The organism is Sphingobacterium yanglingense (assembly GCF_004363245.1).
GTDB classification, from domain to species: Bacteria; Bacteroidota; Bacteroidia; order Sphingobacteriales; family Sphingobacteriaceae; genus Sphingobacterium; species Sphingobacterium yanglingense.
The window spans coordinates 87,938-104,531 of sequence record NZ_SNYV01000014.1 but is presented as its reverse complement, the minus strand read 5'-3'; the positions used below and the strand labels follow the sequence as shown (position 1 = coordinate 104,531).

Sequence of the window (16,594 nt, the reverse complement as noted above, 5' to 3'; positions counted from 1 at the left end):
AGGGTAAATCAATCGGATAAATTTAAACAAATTCGCATACAAGCGGTTAAACAATAAGCAGGATAACATATGCATTCACAACAAGGCATGCATTCCATCCGCTAATAGATTAGTTAGTCACCGTTAAGAAACAAACCGATCCGCCAGTTGACGGATCACAAAGTAATTATACACATATGAAGACAATTATTTTTTGGATTAGTATCTGGAGTATACTATTCACTACTACCGATATATACGCACAAGTTAAAAATGCAAAGACAGAAACATTTCATGTCAATGGCAATTGTGATATGTGCAAAGCTACCATCGAGAAAGCTGGGAACAAGAAAAAAGAAGCTCAGTTGATATGGGATTCAGCTTCACAAAGCGCCAAGATCGTTTACGATGCCGAAAAAACAAACAGTGATGCCATTTTGAAACGTATAGCCTTAGCCGGTTACGATAATGAAAAATACCTAGCTCCAGATGAGACTTATACCCAATTACATGGCTGCTGTCAATACGAAAGAACATTGAAGGGGAAAGAGGTGGCAGCGGTAAGTTCCAACCACACACACAAGCAGGAACATCAGCACCATAGCAGTGATAAAACCAAAACAGAATCACACACCTTTCAAACAGTCATGGAAACTTATTTTCCCCTAAAAGATGCATTGGTCAATTCAGATTCAAAAGCTGCTACTTTACAAGCCAAGTCACTACTTCAAGCTATCGAAAGCTTAAAAATGGAAACACTTTCTAATAACGCTCATCAGATTTGGATGGACCAAGTAAAAGAAATCACTACATCGGCCAATAATATCGTCAATAGTTCCAACATCACCGATCAACGGAAACATTTTGCAGCCTTGTCAACTAAATTGTATCTCATGGTCAAGGCCAGCCCATTAAAATCCCCAATATACTACCAAAACTGCCCCATGTTTGAAAATGGAAAAGGAGCAAACTGGCTGAGTTTAAATGAGGAGATCAAGAATCCATTCTATGGTTCAAAAATGATGACCTGTGGGAGTGTAAAAGAAAAAATAAACTAACCTGAACTATGCTGTTAAAAAAAATAAATATAACACTACTCCTGCTACTGTGTCTACTAGGCACAGTACAGGCGCAACGTACGGTAACTTACCACCTCTATCTGCAGGATACAGTCGTTACCTATGGAGGTATAAAAAAGAGAGCCATTGCGGCCAACGGGCAAATCCCTCTACCGACATTAACATTCACAGAAGGAGATACAGCAGAAATTATCGTGCACAACCAATTAAAAGAAAGCAGTTCTCTACATTGGCATGGCGTATGGCTTCCCAACCGCGAGGATGGCGTCCCGTTTCTAACACAGATGCCCATTCCACCTGGTACAACCTATACCTATCGTTTCCCTATCATACAGAACGGCACCTATTGGTATCATAGCCATTCGGGACTACAAGAGCAAATCGGCATGTATGGCTCCATGGTATTCAACAAGAGAAAAGACGATCCTACATTCAGAAAAGGAGTAGACGACATTCCCTCAGTATCTGTCATGCTCAGCGAATGGACAAATACTAAGCCCGAAGTCGTCCAGCGAATGCTTCATACAGGCAACGATTGGCCGGGCATTAAAAAGAACACTGTACAAAGCTATGTTGAGGCCCTAAAAGAAGGACATTTAAAAACAAAGGTAACCAACGAGTGGAAACGTATGGAGGCCATGGATGTCAGTGACGTTTATTATGAAAGCTTCCTTATCAATGGGCAGCGCTCCAGCCAATTAGCACAATTCAAAGCTGGAGACCGCGTCCGATTACGAGTCGCCAATGGAGGAGCATCGTCTTACTTCTGGCTTACCTATGCAGGTGGAAAAATAACTGTAGTCGCTAATGATGGCAATGATGTACAACCTGTTGAAGTCGACCGGCTGATAATCGGTGTCTCCGAAACTTACGATATCATTGTCACTATACCCGCTGAGAACACTTCCTACGAGTTATCAGCTACGGCAGAAGATCGCTCTGGTGCCGCCTCTCTTTTCATAGGGGAAGGTATCCGACAATTAAACACGCCATTACCAAGGCTTCGTTATTTTGAGGGGATGAAAATGATGAACGACATGATGAAAATGAATGGTGATATGCATGACATGGGAATGCAGATGAGCCTACAAAAAATGGACATGAATGCCGTAATGTATCCCGAGATGACCGGACAGCAACATGAGATGCAGTCCTCTTCTGATCATAGCGGGCATCAGGAGCAGAACAAGCATGGAAATAATATGGAGAAGGTCACTCTGAATTATGCTATGTTAAAAGCCACCGAAAAAACAACCCTCGACGCCAACGCCCCCATACGGGAACTCCGATTTGAACTAACGGGAAATATGAACCGATATGTATGGAGTATGGACAATCGAGTGATGTCCGAAACAGATAAAATTCCCGTCAAAAAAGGTGAGATTCTCAGAATTACCTTGTATAATAACTCCATGATGCGCCATCCCATGCATCTACACGGCTTTGACTTTAGACTCATCAACGGACAGGGCGATTATGCTCCAATGAAAAATGTCATGGATATTATGCCTATGGAGACCAATGTCATCGAGTTCGAAGCCAATCGTGAGGGCGATTGGTTTTTCCATTGTCACATCCTGTATCATATGATGGCTGGAATGAATCGGGTATTTGAGGTTGGAAACTACAACAATCCCCTACTTCCAGACAAAGAAAAAGCATACAAGGTACTTCAGAAAGAGAGTAATATGATTCATTTCATGGCGCAGAATGATTTTGCTACCAACGGTAATGATGGAGAGGCCATGCTTCAAAATGCCCGTTGGAGCCTGGGAACCGAATGGCGTCTAGGATATAATGATATGCATGGCTATGAAGTCGAAACCCATTTGGGAAGATATATTGGTAAAATGCAATGGCTTATGCCTTTCGTTGGCTTCGATTGGCGCTATCGCAGAATGGGCGAAGATGAGCATGAGAAAAACATGTTTGGTCAGGTAAACAAGAAAGACAATAGAAGTGCTATCAGTTTAGGAGTAATGTATACCCTACCCCTATTAATCAATTTTCAGGCAGAGGTGTACCATGACGGTATAGCCAGACTCTCCTTAATGCGGGAAGACATTCCGCTTTCCAGAAGGCTACGAGGCGGGTTCATGGTCAACACCGATAAGGAGTACATGGTAGATCTTAGGTATATACTCCATAAAAACCTTGGAATCCGCACGCATTATGATAGTGATATGGGATTTGGTGTAGGTGTCGCTGTCAACTACTAAAAACAACAATGATGAAACAAATTCGCTATTCGGTGAACGGGTAGCGAATTTGTTTTTTATGATTCGCTATACGGACAACTAAAAACCTATTTTCACTATTTTTGTTTTTAGTATAACAAAGCTTTCCAATCAAGTCGACTAAAACAACAACAGATGAACAAGACGTTATCAGCAAAAGCTTCAATTCAGATTCAGAAGCCCATAGAACAAGTTTTTGATGCTATCATTTCTCCAGAAAAGATGAATCACTATTTTATAGAACACGGCACCGGACAACTAGAAACTGGTAAAACCGTTCAATGGAAATTTCCGGAATTTGAAGATAAATTTCCGGTAACAGGCCAACAAATAACTCAAAATGAATATATTTCTTTTGACTGGAGCGGTGGTGCCGAAGGCATGTTAGTAGAAATATTCTTAGAATCGCAAGCAGACGGTAGCACGGTCGTTCGTATCAAAGAAAGTCAGATGATGGCAGATGAAAGCGGTATCCAGCAAGCGATCGGTCAGACCGAGGGATGGGCCAATTTTTTAGCCTGTCTAAAAGCCTACTTGGAATACGGCATAAATCTTCGTACAGGCGCTTTTAATTTTATGAAGAATATCAAGTAAGCGAGTGCCCCTAATTACTTAAATACAAATACGATGCAGACATCTTTCTCTACCATAGATGAGTACATTCACAGCTTTGATAAAAACACTCAACAAACACTGGAAGAACTCCGTGAGATTATTCGCGATGCAGCACCAATTGATGCCAAAGAGACAATTAACTACGCCATGCCTACCTATCGTTGGCATGGTAATCTTATCCATTTTGCGAAGTTTAAAAACCATATAGGAATATATCCTGGTCCAGCCGCAATAGAGGCTTTGGCAGACAAATTAGCTTCATTTAAAACGACAAAAGGCGCTATCCAGATACCATTGGACCAAAAACTACCTCGAGAATTAATCACCGATATCGTCTATTTCAATACACATCTCCTTAAAGACAAGCAGGGGCCTACCTGGGATGCTCATCGTGACAAGTGGATAGACTGTGAAGAATTTATGAATCAGCTGATCCTACAAACCGAGCTAAAAAAAGAATTCAAATGGGGAACCGACATCTACACCCTCAACGGTAAAAATGTAATAGGTTGGGCTGGCTTTAAAAATTTCTTCTCGCTTTGGTTTTATAATGGTGTTTTTTTAGAAGACCGAGACAAAGTACTGGTAACTGCATCCGAAGGGAAGACGAAGGCCTTGCGACAGTGGCGTTTCAAAAGTGTTCAGGAAATGGATCCGCAAAAAATACGCAGCTACATTGATGAAAGTATACAGACCATAAAAGACGGTAAAGAGATAAAAATTGAACGGACACCAGTTCAACCGCCGGAAGGATTTTTTAAAGAAGCATTAGAACAGAATAACACTTTAAAGCAAGCATTCGATAATTTGACTCCGGGAAAACAGAAAGAATACATAGCTTACATCAATGAAGCAAAGCAGGACAAAACAAAACACACTCGAATGGAAAAAATAACGCCTCTGATTTTAGATGGCAAAGGACTGCACGACAAATACAAACGTTAATATAATTCTTGTCTTGTGTCAAGTATAGTCTCCTATCCATATCCTATATTTAATAGCGGATTGATAAGGTATTGATTCATCAAACAAGAAGGCACGATGCTATTGCCCAACGGTGTCAATCTATTTCAACAATCACACAAAATATGACCATATGAGTAAAAACAAACCCAAACATGGACAATTTTATTGGACAGACCTCACTGTAGATAAGCCTACTGAATTAAAGGAATTTTACAAAACACTATTTGGATGGCAAGAAATCGGAGTAGCGATGGAAGATGGTGAAGAATCGTATGAAGACTATGCAATGGCAGTTGATACAGAAACTCCCGGAGGTGGAATATGTACACATCGGGGAGTCAATTCAGGTATTCCACCACAATGGATTCCCTATTTTTTTGTCAATGATGTAAAAGAAAGTCTTTCCACTTGTCTACAACTCGGAGGCACACTACTAAAAGAGAGTAAAAAGAAAGACGGCAGCCTCAACTATGTGATTGTCAAAGACCCACAGGGTACCGTCTTTGGAATGGGAAACATGTAGATATAAGGGCTATGAAAAATTTAAAAACGCTATACTATACAAGTACAATACAGGCCACTCCACAAAAGGTGCATCAAATAATGTTAGCACCGGAAAGCTATAGAGACTGGACCTCTTTCTTTAGTCCAGACTCTGACTTTAGGGGCGACTGGTCCGAAGGTTCAAAAGGATATTTTACAGCAAAAGATGAAACCGGGCATGAAGTAGGTTTAATAGCAAGTATTGACAAGAATATACCTGGAGAGCTCGTGACCATAAGACATATCGGCATCTTAGGAAAAGATGGAGAATTATATGAAGGCGAACAGGTAGATGGATGGAAAAACGCGTATGAAATCTATAGATTCCGTGAGATCGAGGGAGGAAACACCTATCTTCTTTGTTCCGTAGAAGTTGATAGCGAAGAGCACGAGAAGATGTTTGAAGATATTTGGCCCAAATCTTTGGTTCGATTAAAAGAACTCTGCGAAAAATAAATTTAAAATGGCTAAAAATAAAACAGAATATACAGACGAAGACGTCATTGCCTTTATTGAAAAGGTTGAAAACGCTCAAAAAAAAGCCGATAGTTATCGACTTATAGAACTGATGGAGGAAGCCACAGGTCAAACAGCAAAAATGTATGGCCCTTCAATAATTGGATTTGGCACCTATCATTACAAGTATGCGAGTGGTCACGAAGGCGAGGCTCCTCTCCTAGGCTTTTCTCCACGCAAAGCAGCCATTTCACTTTATGTTTTCACGGGGGCAGATGAACATAGCTATCTTCTAGAAGGGTTGGGAAAATTCACGATGGGCAAGGCTTGTATCTACATAAAAAAACTAGCTGATATCGACGAACAAAAACTATCCTTAATGATGCGCACTACACTTGATTTTATAAGCAATAAATACGAACGTATATATTCTTAATCACAAAAAAAGGTTCTCCAAATAGAGAACCTTTTCTGTATGACTTTAATCTATTTTAGATTATCGCGATAGATCTTAGCTTTCTTCAGTTCAGTCTGAATATCCTTACGTGCCGCATCATATGAAAGCACTTTTTCATAATCAGTCACCGCCTTATTGTAAGCTTCTGTAGCTGCGACTTTGTTATAATTATCCGTACCAGCTGTTCCTTTTAAAATACCCAAATCACGGTAAGTTACCGCTCTATTTTGATACAACTTAGCATCATTTGCATTTACAGCGATAGCCTTTGTATAATCTCCGATTGCGGATTGAAGCAACTGCTCCCTTTGGGCATTTGAAAGCTTACTATTTTCTGCCAATGCGTTATTTGCCTTCGCTTTATAATAATACGCGTTAGCATTCTTCGCATCCAATGCGACTACTTTTCCAAAAGAGGTCGCTGCTTTCTGAAAGTCGCCCGACTGAAACTGAGAATATCCTAACAAATACAGTACATCTGGATCTTTAGATTCCGTAGGCATTGCTTTCTCCAAATGGGTAACAGCCGATTTGAAATCTCCCTCAAGCAATGCTTTCTGTCCTAATCTCACATTTGGATTACTATGCTCCTGCTGTTGCGCTTGAGCTGTCAAGGTCATCAAAGCCAAGGCCAGTGCTGACATTCCCAACTTCAATGATCTCAATTGATTATTTGCAATTTTAATATTCATATCCTTGATTTAATGTTTCTAGTTCACGTTTTAAAGTAAAAATGCCATAATAAGTTTAAGTCATCAACAAATACTTATAAACATTTCCACAATATTACAATTTCTTTTATTTTTATCATTATCTACAACATCAAAATGCTGTCATAAACCAACATACCACGTGACGATTTAGCAGGTTTCATAAATACTATAGCATAAATAATACCAGTTTTTACTCTTGGCACTTAGCTTGTACTATAAGCATTCATAATCCATAATGGAAAAAGTACACCTAAAGTCTGACATGTTGTCGGATTTTAAACAAAACAATATATGAGCAAATTTGACACATTCGACTTCAACCAGGCAATTCCAATAATTAGTGAGGATACCGAATTCTTCCCGTTATTGAGCCCGCAGGATGAAGACGAAATGCGAAACGAGGATATACCTGAGATTTTATCTATTCTTCCACTACGTAACACCGTTTTATTCCCTGGTGTTGTTATTCCGATAACAGTCGGCCGGGATAAATCTATAAAACTCGTCAAAGAGGCCTACAAAGGAGATAAAACAATCGGTGTTGTATCCCAAAAGGATATGTCTGTCGAAGACCCTGGTTTTGACCAGCTCCATAAAGTCGGAACGGTAGCCAATATTATCAAAATATTACAGATGCCGGATGGTAATACAACCGTTATTATTCAAGGTAAACAACGCTTTAAGCTTCAAGAGCTCGTTCAATCGGAGCCCTACATCAAAGCCAAAGTAGAACGCTTTGCTGAAGAAAAGCCAAAAACCAGCAGTAAGGAATTCAAAGCTTTAATTTCTTCCATCAAAGAGCTTGCTTTACAGATTATCCAACTATCCCCTAACCTTCCATCAGAAGCAGGGATAGCGATTAAAAATATAGAGAGCCCTACGTTCTTAGTCAACTTTATCTCTTCCAACCTTGCACTGGAATTACCGGCTAAACAAGAGTTACTAGAGCTAAAAGATTTTGTTAAACGGGCCAGACTACTGCTAGAGCATTTAACAAATGAAGTGCAGATTTTGGAATTGAAAAATCAAATTCAAAACAAGGTACGTGTAGATTTGGATAAGCAACAACGGGATTACTTCTTAAATCAGCAACTTAAAACAATCCAAGAAGAGTTGGGGGGTAATACCCCTGATTTGGAGATGGAGGATTTAAAAAAACGTGCTAAAAATAAAAAGTGGCCTCAAGATGTAAAAGAACATTTTGACAAAGAAATTGAAAAACTGGCCCGGATCAATCCAGCTGCAGCGGACTATTCGGTGCAACTCAATTACCTAGAGCTTCTTCTAGATCTTCCTTGGGGCGAATATACAAAAGACAAATTTGATCTAAACAGAGCTATAAAGGTATTAGACAAGGACCATTACGGTTTAGACAAAGTTAAGCAACGCATTATAGAATACCTCGCGGTATTAAAGCTCAAAAACGATATGAAAGCGCCTATACTTTGTCTTGTCGGGCCTCCAGGGGTAGGTAAAACATCCTTGGGGAAATCTATAGCCAAAGCACTAGGACGTAAATACACACGTATGGCCTTAGGCGGAGTAAGAGATGAAGCTGAAATCAGAGGTCACCGCAAGACTTACATTGGGGCTATGCCAGGCCGGATTATACAGTCGCTTAAAAAAGCTGGCACTTCCAATCCCGTCTTTGTACTCGATGAAATTGACAAGATAGGTTCAGATTTTAAAGGGGATCCCTCTTCAGCATTATTAGAAGTGCTGGATCCAGAACAGAACACTCATTTCTATGACCACTATGTGGAGATGGAATATGATTTGTCAAAAGTGATGTTTATTGCTACTGCCAACTCTCTAAGTACCATACAACCGGCACTACTCGACCGTATGGAGATAATAGAAGTAAATGGTTATACTATTGAGGAGAAGATAGAAATTGCAAAAAAACATTTACTGCCAAAACAACGTGAAATGCATGGCCTCCAGAACAAGGATGTCACATTGAACAATAAAGTAATTGAAAAAATTATTGAAGAATATACCAGAGAATCTGGTGTCCGTGGTCTAGAGAAAAAGATTGGTTCTGTTGTAAGAGGTATTGCGACCAAGATTGTCATGGAGAAACCTCATAGTGCAAACGTCAGTGCAGAGGTTGCCGAAGAAATTCTAGGTGCGCCAATTTTTGATAAAGATAGCTATGAGAATAATGACGTTGCTGGAGTAGTTACCGGATTAGCATGGACGTCTGTTGGTGGCGATATTTTGTTTATAGAATCTAGTCTCAGCCCGGGAAAAGGTAAACTAAGTCTAACCGGTAATCTTGGTGATGTAATGAAAGAATCTGCTGCCATTGCTATGGCTTACTTACGTTCCCATGCCGAAGATTTTGGAATCGATTATCGCATTTTTGACCATTGGGACGTCAACATACATGTGCCAGCAGGTGCCACTCCGAAAGATGGACCTTCTGCCGGTATCACTATGCTTACCGCGTTAACTTCATTGTTTACACAACGTAAAGTCAAAGAAAAGTTAGCAATGACAGGCGAAATCACATTACGTGGCAAAGTCCTCCCTGTTGGTGGTATAAAAGAAAAGATACTTGCCGCCAAAAGAGCTAATATCAAGGAAATTATTCTTTGCAAATCGAACAAGAAAGATATTCTAGAGATCAAAGAAGATTATATTAAAGACATGCAGTTCCACTATGTATCGGAGATGCATGAAGTAATTGATCTAGCTTTATTAAAGAGCAAAGTAAAAAAAGCCAAAGATCTCAATAAATTTAACAACGAACCGGCTAAAGAAAAATAAAAGCACATCTTAAAAAAAAGCATCATTAAAAAATGATGCTTTTTTTTGTCTAAAAATTAAAGCTCAATTGCCCTGCTCCATATACCTTCCTTTCTTTCCCACCGAATGGGATTTTGGTATATATATCATATTGCTTCACAATGGGATTGAATACACGTATAAACACCGCATCACAGAAGAAATCTAGATCAATTTGTTGAAGGTTGCTTTTTGCTTCTTTAAGCATATTTTCCTCAAGGCGCCGACCAATAGATAGGTGCGGTTCTTTGGAGATAGAACGCAGAGAGAACTTCGCTTTCAGCGCATTGATGACTACCGCAGAACGCTGATTAAAATAATACCGAGATTGTACAGTTGGAGCAATATAGTAAGTATAGCTATCTCCATTCTGAAAAACAGAATAGTCGTTGAAATATACATATTGAGCATGTTCATAGCTCAACTCTTCGCGCAATATCGCTACTATACCTTCCAATTGATCCTGGGTGGCCTCAAATTCACAAATCGTTATATGCCCTGCGGCATTACAGCTAGAATACCAGCCAACCAAGGATTTGAGCACATCTTTTATGCCTTTGATTTTGGCATTAACTTTTTCACAAGGCATAAAAGCCAAAGATATCTTAACACTTTCCATCGCACATTCTTTAAGGTTACCTCTTAAAGATAAGAAAAACTAAGCAGATCTCCTCACCTTATGAATCGATAAAAGTACAAACCACTATCGGCAAATTAAACGCCTAACAGTCTGACCCCATCTGTCTTAAAAAAGAAAAAGGAACCCGATTGGGTTCCTTTTAATATCTAACAAATTGACTGCGATTTAAAACTAAATTAATTTACAGCGTCAATAACTGCTTTGAAAGCATCAGGGTTGTTCATAGCTAAGTCAGCTAAAACCTTACGGTTCAATCCGATATTCTTAGCATTCAATTTACCGATCAACTTAGAATAAGAAATTCCGTGCTGACGGGCACCTGCATTGATACGCTGAATCCATAAAGCTCTGAACTCGCGTTTTTTGGTTTTACGGTCGCGGTAAGCGTACTGTAAACCTTTTTCTACTGTATTTTTAGCAATAGTATATACTTTGCTACGTGAACCGAAATAGCCTTTAGCTAATTTCAAAATTCTTTTTCTTCTTCTTCTCGAAGCAACTGCGTTAACCGAACGTGGCATAATTATTAAAATTTAATTTGGTAAAAGGTGTTACGTTTTTCAGCAAGCTTACAACCCTATACCCGGTCAAAAAATATTGTTTTTTTTTGTTAAGAAAGGATTACTTTCCAAGAACTAACATACGTTTTACATTACCTAAGTCTCCGTCAGAAACATAAGCTGTTTGCGTAAGATTACGTTTTTGTTTAGTAGTCTTTTTAGTCAAGATGTGGCTTTTGTAAGCGCTTTTTCTTGCAATTTTACCTGTCCCAGTCACTTTAAAACGTTTCTTAGCGCTGGAATTGGTTTTTACTTTTGGCATAATACTTAATATTTATATCAATCTGTTAGAATACTTTTATTTCTTAGCGCCCTTTGGAGCCAACGTCAAGAACATGCGTTTGCCCTCCAATTTAGGCAACAACTCTACTTTACCATAGTCTTCTAGAGCCTGAGCAAATTTCAACAATAAAATCTCTCCTTGCTCTTTAAAGACAATAGCACGTCCTTTAAAGTGTACATAAGCACGGACCTTCTCTCCAGCTTCCAAAAACCGCATAGCATGTTTCAATTTGAATTCAAAATCGTGCTCACTGGTATTCGGTCCAAAGCGAATCTCCTTAATAACTGTTTGTTTGGCATTCGCTTTGATTTCCTTTTGCTTTTTCTTCTGCTCATAAATAAACTTGCTATAGTCTACAATTTTACAAACAGGAGGAACAGCATTTGGAGAAATCTCGACTAGATCTAGCTCCAATTCGTCGGCCATCTCTAACGCTTTGCGGGTAGGGTATACCCCTGGCTCAACATTATCCCCAACTAAACGTACCTCAGGCACACGTATGAATTCGTTAATACGATGCTCCGGTTCTTTTTTCCTCATTGGTGGTCTAGGACCACTAGGTCTTTTTAATGCCAAATGTTTAAAATTTTAAACGGTTATTTCTTTTATTAATAAATCTCTAAACTCATCAGACGTCATTGAACCCAAGTCCACTGACCCATGCTTACGAACAGAAACTGTGCCACTTTCCATCTCCTTTTCCCCTACAATAAGCATGTAAGGCAATTTTTTAACCTCAGCATCACGTATCTTACGTCCTACTTTCTCGTCACGGAGATCGATTAGACCGCGAATATCGGAATTATTTAGCGATTCCAAAAGTTTTTGCGCATAATCTTCATATTTTTCTGACACTGGCAAAACGATAAACTGCTCAGGAGCAAGCCATAACGGAAACTGTCCACCACAGTGCTCGATCAATACCGCTACAAACCTTTCCATAGAACCAAACGGCGCACGGTGAATCATCACTGGACGATGTTTTTGGTTATCGCTTCCTGTATATTCCAATTCAAAGCGCTCTGGCAAGTTATAGTCAACTTGTATCGTACCCAATTGCCATTTACGGCCCAATGCATCCTTAACCATAAAATCTAGTTTAGGACCATAAAACGCAGCTTCACCGTATTCTACGACAGTTGGCAATCCTTTTTCTGCAGCAGCTTCAATAATAGCCGATTCAGCTAAAGCCCAGTTTTCATCCGAACCGATATATTTGGTTTTATTCTCTGGATCACGTAAAGAAACCTGCGCTGTATATTCATTAAAGCCCAACGCTCCAAATACATAAAGAACCAAGTCGATAACCTTCTTAAATTCTTCCTTCACTTGATCAGGACGACAGAATAAATGGGCATCATCTTGTGTAAACCCACGAACACGAGTTAAACCATGAAGCTCACCAGATTGTTCGTAGCGATATACCGTTCCGAACTCTGAAAAACGAACCGGCAATTCCTTATACGAACGAGGCTTAGTCTTATATATCTCACAGTGGTGAGGACAGTTCATTGGCTTTAACAAGAACTCTTCTCCCTCTACCGGCGTTTTTATCGGCTGGAAAGAATCTGCACCATACTTCTCATAATGTCCTGAAGTGATATAAAGCTGTTTGTGCCCAATATGTGGAGTCATTACAGGTTCATAGCCTGAATTCAGCTGTGCTCTTTGCAAGAAGTCTGTTAGCTTCTGTCTTAAAGCAGTTCCCTTAGGCAACCATAATGGTAATCCCATACCCACTTTTTCAGAAAAAGCAAAAAGCTCCAGCTCTTTACCCAACTTGCGGTGATCTCTCTTCTTAGCCTCTTCAATAAACTTGAGGTAATCCGAAAGTTCCGATGCCTTCGGGAAGGTAACACCGTAGATACGTGTCAACTGCTTTCTTGTTTCATCTCCACGCCAGTAGGCCCCAGCAACATTAGTCAGCTTAATAGCTTTGATAAAACCAGTATTCGGGATGTGTGGACCTCTACATAGATCTGTAAAGTTACCTTGCGAATAAAAGGTAATCGACCCATCCTCTAGATCTTTAATCAAGTCCAGCTTGTACTCGTCTCCTTTATCTTCAAAATAAGCCAGTGCTTCGGCTTTAGAAACACTTCTTCTATCGAACACCTCTTTCTTCTTGGCCAATTCAAGCATTTTATCTTCAATCTGCTTAAAATCGTCAGAAGAAAACACCTGATCTCCAAAATCCACATCATAGTAAAAACCCGTTTCAATAGAAGGGCCAATACCAAACTTAATACCTGGATACAATTCTTCCAATGCTTCTGCCAACAAGTGTGCAGAAGAGTGCCAAAAAGTAGACTTGCCCTTATCGTCATTCCAAGTCAACAACTTGACAGCGGCATCCGAATCGATAGCACGGGACGCATCCCACACTTCCCCATTTACCTCTGCTGCTAATACATTGCGTGCTAAACCTTCGGAGATAGATAGAGCTACCTGCATAGCGGTAGTCCCTTTTTCATACTGACGTACCGAACCGTCAGGGAGAGTAATGTTAATCATCTACAATTATGATTTTAAAATTTGTTAATGCTTTAGGCACACCCACATACAGTATGTACAATTACACTGTTCTACATGCAGGCCCACCTAGTTAATTTAATAAACGTCCAAACATAGATAAAATGCTTGGCATTAGCGAATCCCTAACATAAAAAAGCCACATACATGCACTAATTTTACCTTTAAATGCTATTTAATAGCGCTACAAATGTACCTTTGTTTTTTCAACAATAGTAAATGAACATGATTCCAAAAGGCGCTACTCCTTCAAAACTGCACCCTCGCAACAAACACCGCAATGGCTATCAGATGGAAAAGCTGTGTAAAAGCAATCCTGCCCTTCTCGCCTTCGTATTTACGAACGACTTCGGTACCCAAAGCATCGACTTTGCCAACCCCAAAGCCGTATTCGAATTAAACAAGGCTTTACTTGTCAGCGAGTATAAAATTAAAAACTGGCAAATTAGCCCAAATAGCCTTTGTCCAGGCATCCCAGGAAGGGCCGATTATATACACTATATCGCAGACATCTTGGCAAAAGACAATAATGGTCAAATACCAACAGGAGAAAAAGTCAAAGTTCTTGACATCGGCACAGGCTCTAGCATAGTCTACCCACTTATTGGGGCACAAGAATACCTATGGGATTTTACAGCTACCGAAATCGACCCAAAATCTATTCAATACGCTGAAATAAACGTCAACAAAAACATCTGGCTCAAAAAGAAAATACAATTGAGATTCCAAGATGACAAAGAACACATCCTACAAGGTATTATATTTGAAAAAGACAGGTTCGATGCTGTAGTCTGCAATCCCCCATTCTTCAAATCGCGCGAGGACAACTGGAATGTAAGCTCCAAGAAATTCCAGAACCTACACAAGAACAAAGAGCAGCCAACCGTTCAAAACTTTTCAGGCCACCCTAACGAGCTATGGTATCCTGGAGGGGAGAAAGCTTTCATCTCAAAATTAATCTACGAGAGTATACAATTTAAAGATCATCTCAACTGGGTCACAACTCTTGTCTCAAGCAAAGACCACATCAAACCATTGGTCGCCATACTCGAATACCACAAAGCTGCTGCTATAGAAATCATCCCTATGCAACAGGGTCAAAAAATTTCAAGAATTCTTGCTTGGAAATGGTAATAAAAAAAGCCATCAACTTATGTTGATGGCTTTACAAACATTGCTCCTGAAGCTGGGCTCGAACCAGCGACCCTCTGATTAACAGTCAGATGCTCTAACCAACTGAGCTATTCAGGAATCTTATGTTGTTTTCCCTTTCGGTGATGCAATTATCGGAAGTTTAATTTGTCTTTGCAAATATTTTTAAGCACAAATTCGCAACTTCCTCAAATCCAATCAGATTTTTTATCATAAATAAATACCACCCAAGATAAGACTGGCAATAGTGAAATAAATAATCAATCCTGTAACGTCAACTAGGGTCGATACAAACGGTGCAGACGAACTTGCAGGATCGGCCCCCAAGCGTCTTAGAATAAAAGGCAGCATCGATCCGGTGAGCGACCCCCACATGACCACCCCGACCAAAGACAGACTCACGACCAGCCCTACCAATACCCAGTATTCACCGTAAGCATCCAAGAATGCCTCGAAGCCTGCAACACGTACAAACCCTAGAACTCCCAGTATCATACCCAGCAATAATCCTGAAATAATCTCACGTTTCATAACACGCCACCAGTCTGACAGAGTCACTTCTCCCATGGCCATTGCTTGAATGATCAAAGTCGATGCCTGCGAACCAGAGTTACCTCCACTAGACATAATCAGCGGCATTAGCACCATTAAAAAAACAGCCTTCTCTAGTTGCCCTTCAAACTGCTCGATTACGGTAGCAGTCAACAATTGCCCCAAGAACAAAACGACAAGCCAGCCCCCACGTTTTTTAACCAAGTGCAAAATCGAGACATCCAAATAAGGTTCGTCCAAAGCCTCCGTACCACCGATACGTTGCATATCTTCGGTATACTCTTCGTTAGCCACCCAAAGTATATCATCGATTGTCACAATACCCAACATAATCCCCTGCTCATCCACCACCGGTAGAGCGACTCTATTATTCATCCGGAAGACCGTAACAGCTTCCTCTTGCGGATCGTTCGCATTTAAAGAAATCAAGCGGTTATCGATCAACTCGCCAACCCGTGTTTCTGGATCGGCCAATAAAATATCTTTGATTCGAATATCATCAATTAGCTTTCCTTCGGAATCGATCACATACAGCACATCAATAGTTTCCGATGCGCTTCCGTACCGACGGATATGATCTAAAATACGCGTAATACTCCAGTGTGCTTTCACCGTAATATAGTCAGGCGTCATCAGTCGCCCCACACTATCTTCAGGATACCCCAACAGCGAAAGAGCTTCCTTTCGCTCCTCTGGAGAAAGCATGATGATAAGACGTTTTACAACATCTCCCTTAAGCTCTCCGAAAAACGAAGTCCGGTCATCGGGAGGCATCTCATTAATAATCTCCCGGACTTTTGCAGCGGATAATTTTTTGAAGATACGCTCTTGCGTCGGGAAGTCTAAAATACGGAATACGTTGACAGCTCGTTTTAGATTTAAGGTTTCCAAAAAAAGTGCACCGTGCTCGGGAAGTTCGTCGATCAATTCCTCGACGTCAGAAATATTAAGTTCATTCAGAAAATCCTCTAGCGCTACCAGATTACCTTCCTCAATTAGCTGTTCTACATGCACGACCTGCATTTCCAATTCTTCCATAT

16 protein-coding genes and 1 tRNA gene are annotated in these 16,594 nt (G+C 40.2%); 9 read left to right on the top strand and 8 right to left on the bottom strand.

Annotation, left to right across the window (positions count from 1 at the left end):
- The first annotated feature begins 176 nt into the window (after window positions 1-176).
- The 7 genes from CLV99_RS11645 (at window position 177) to CLV99_RS11610 (ending at window position 6,311) form a co-directional block, all read left to right on the top strand.
- A complete protein-coding gene (locus tag CLV99_RS11645) occupies window positions 177-1,037 on the top strand; it encodes a DUF3347 domain-containing protein (protein WP_133584684.1) in 861 nt (286 codons plus the stop codon).
- A gap of 8 nt (window positions 1,038-1,045) precedes the next feature.
- Entirely contained in the window at window positions 1,046-3,277 is a 2,232-nt protein-coding gene (locus CLV99_RS11640) for a multicopper oxidase domain-containing protein (protein ID WP_133584683.1), read from the top strand.
- 153 nt (window positions 3,278-3,430) lie between these two features.
- The gene (locus CLV99_RS11635) at window positions 3,431-3,889 is read left to right on the top strand and encodes an SRPBCC domain-containing protein (protein WP_133584682.1); all 459 of its coding nucleotides are present in this window, start codon (window positions 3,431-3,433) and stop codon (window positions 3,887-3,889) included.
- A 33-nt stretch (window positions 3,890-3,922) separates the two neighbouring features.
- Entirely contained in the window at window positions 3,923-4,855 is a 933-nt protein-coding gene (locus CLV99_RS23330) for a DUF1801 domain-containing protein (RefSeq protein WP_211348530.1), read from the top strand.
- A gap of 151 nt (window positions 4,856-5,006) precedes the next feature.
- Entirely contained in the window at window positions 5,007-5,399 is a 393-nt protein-coding gene (locus CLV99_RS11620) for a VOC family protein (RefSeq protein WP_133584681.1), read from the top strand.
- Window positions 5,400-5,410: 11 nt separating this feature from the next.
- Entirely contained in the window at window positions 5,411-5,875 is a 465-nt protein-coding gene (locus tag CLV99_RS11615; protein WP_133584680.1) for an SRPBCC domain-containing protein, read from the top strand.
- A gap of 7 nt (window positions 5,876-5,882) precedes the next feature.
- A complete protein-coding gene (locus tag CLV99_RS11610; protein WP_133584679.1) occupies window positions 5,883-6,311 on the top strand; it encodes a DUF1801 domain-containing protein in 429 nt (142 codons plus the stop codon).
- Between the two features lie 50 nt (window positions 6,312-6,361).
- Here CLV99_RS11610 and CLV99_RS11605 read toward each other — a convergent pair whose 3' ends face one another.
- Entirely contained in the window at window positions 6,362-7,024 is a 663-nt protein-coding gene (locus CLV99_RS11605; protein ID WP_133584678.1) for a tetratricopeptide repeat protein, read from the bottom strand.
- A gap of 312 nt (window positions 7,025-7,336) precedes the next feature.
- Between CLV99_RS11605 and lon the strand changes: the two genes are divergently transcribed.
- Window positions 7,337-9,817, top strand: coding sequence for an endopeptidase La (lon, locus tag CLV99_RS11600; RefSeq protein WP_133584677.1), 2,481 nt, complete (start codon window positions 7,337-7,339; stop codon window positions 9,815-9,817).
- A 49-nt stretch (window positions 9,818-9,866) separates the two neighbouring features.
- Here the strand turns inward: lon and CLV99_RS11595 are convergent, their stop codons facing one another.
- The 5 genes from CLV99_RS11595 to thrS form a co-directional block, all read right to left on the bottom strand.
- Window positions 9,867-10,454 carry a 2'-5' RNA ligase family protein gene (locus CLV99_RS11595; protein WP_133584676.1) on the bottom strand — a complete coding sequence of 196 codons (588 nt, stop codon included), beginning with the start codon at window positions 10,452-10,454 and terminating at the stop codon, window positions 9,867-9,869.
- Window positions 10,455-10,651: 197 nt separating this feature from the next.
- Entirely contained in the window at window positions 10,652-10,996 is a 345-nt protein-coding gene (gene rplT / locus CLV99_RS11590; RefSeq protein ID WP_021069890.1) for a 50S ribosomal protein L20, read from the bottom strand.
- Between the two features lie 100 nt (window positions 10,997-11,096).
- Window positions 11,097-11,297 (bottom strand): 50S ribosomal protein L35, encoded by a 201-nt coding sequence (gene rpmI, locus CLV99_RS11585; RefSeq protein WP_021069889.1) that lies wholly within the window; start codon window positions 11,295-11,297, stop codon window positions 11,097-11,099.
- A 36-nt stretch (window positions 11,298-11,333) separates the two neighbouring features.
- Window positions 11,334-11,858, bottom strand: coding sequence for a translation initiation factor IF-3 (gene infC / locus CLV99_RS11580; protein WP_380893145.1), 525 nt, complete (start codon window positions 11,856-11,858; stop codon window positions 11,334-11,336).
- Window positions 11,859-11,906: 48 nt separating this feature from the next.
- Window positions 11,907-13,832: a threonine--tRNA ligase gene (thrS, locus tag CLV99_RS11575; protein ID WP_021069887.1), complete on the bottom strand. Its 1,926-nt coding sequence runs from the start codon at window positions 13,830-13,832 to the stop codon at window positions 11,907-11,909.
- A gap of 237 nt (window positions 13,833-14,069) precedes the next feature.
- Between thrS and rlmF the strand changes: the two genes are divergently transcribed.
- Window positions 14,070-14,984: a 23S rRNA (adenine(1618)-N(6))-methyltransferase RlmF gene (gene rlmF, locus CLV99_RS11570; protein WP_246032747.1), complete on the top strand. Its 915-nt coding sequence runs from the start codon at window positions 14,070-14,072 to the stop codon at window positions 14,982-14,984.
- Between the two features lie 43 nt (window positions 14,985-15,027).
- Here rlmF and CLV99_RS11565 read toward each other — a convergent pair.
- Window positions 15,028-15,101, bottom strand: a tRNA-Asn gene (locus tag CLV99_RS11565).
- Window positions 15,102-15,212: 111 nt separating this feature from the next.
- The gene (mgtE, locus tag CLV99_RS11560) at window positions 15,213-16,592 is read right to left on the bottom strand and encodes a magnesium transporter (protein WP_133584674.1); all 1,380 of its coding nucleotides are present in this window, start codon (window positions 16,590-16,592) and stop codon (window positions 15,213-15,215) included.
- Between the last annotated feature and the right edge of the window lie 2 nt (window positions 16,593-16,594).

Excerpts from the sequence above, each read along its gene's own strand:
- CLV99_RS11645 (WP_133584684.1), top strand. The coding sequence starts at position 177 with ATGAAGACAATTATTTTTTGGATTAGTATCTGGAGTATACTATTCACT.
- CLV99_RS11640 (WP_133584683.1), top strand. The coding sequence starts at position 1,046 with ATGCTGTTAAAAAAAATAAATATAACACTACTCCTGCTACTGTGTCTA.
- CLV99_RS11635 (WP_133584682.1), top strand. The coding sequence starts at position 3,431 with ATGAACAAGACGTTATCAGCAAAAGCTTCAATTCAGATTCAGAAGCCC.
- CLV99_RS23330 (WP_211348530.1), top strand. The coding sequence starts at position 3,923 with ATGCAGACATCTTTCTCTACCATAGATGAGTACATTCACAGCTTTGAT.
- CLV99_RS11620 (WP_133584681.1), top strand. The coding sequence starts at position 5,007 with ATGAGTAAAAACAAACCCAAACATGGACAATTTTATTGGACAGACCTC.
- CLV99_RS11615 (WP_133584680.1), top strand. The coding sequence starts at position 5,411 with ATGAAAAATTTAAAAACGCTATACTATACAAGTACAATACAGGCCACT.
- CLV99_RS11610 (WP_133584679.1), top strand. The coding sequence starts at position 5,883 with ATGGCTAAAAATAAAACAGAATATACAGACGAAGACGTCATTGCCTTT.
- CLV99_RS11605 (WP_133584678.1), bottom strand. The coding sequence starts at position 7,024 with ATGAATATTAAAATTGCAAATAATCAATTGAGATCATTGAAGTTGGGA.
- lon (WP_133584677.1), top strand. The coding sequence starts at position 7,337 with ATGAGCAAATTTGACACATTCGACTTCAACCAGGCAATTCCAATAATT.
- CLV99_RS11595 (WP_133584676.1), bottom strand. The coding sequence starts at position 10,454 with ATGGAAAGTGTTAAGATATCTTTGGCTTTTATGCCTTGTGAAAAAGTT.
- rplT (WP_021069890.1), bottom strand. The coding sequence starts at position 10,996 with ATGCCACGTTCGGTTAACGCAGTTGCTTCGAGAAGAAGAAGAAAAAGA.
- rpmI (WP_021069889.1), bottom strand. The coding sequence starts at position 11,297 with ATGCCAAAAGTAAAAACCAATTCCAGCGCTAAGAAACGTTTTAAAGTG.
- infC (WP_380893145.1), bottom strand. The coding sequence starts at position 11,858 with ATGAGGAAAAAAGAACCGGAGCATCGTATTAACGAATTCATACGTGTG.
- thrS (WP_021069887.1), bottom strand. The coding sequence starts at position 13,832 with ATGATTAACATTACTCTCCCTGACGGTTCGGTACGTCAGTATGAAAAA.
- rlmF (WP_246032747.1), top strand. The coding sequence starts at position 14,070 with ATGAACATGATTCCAAAAGGCGCTACTCCTTCAAAACTGCACCCTCGC.
- mgtE (WP_133584674.1), bottom strand. The coding sequence starts at position 16,592 with ATGGAAGAATTGGAAATGCAGGTCGTGCATGTAGAACAGCTAATTGAG.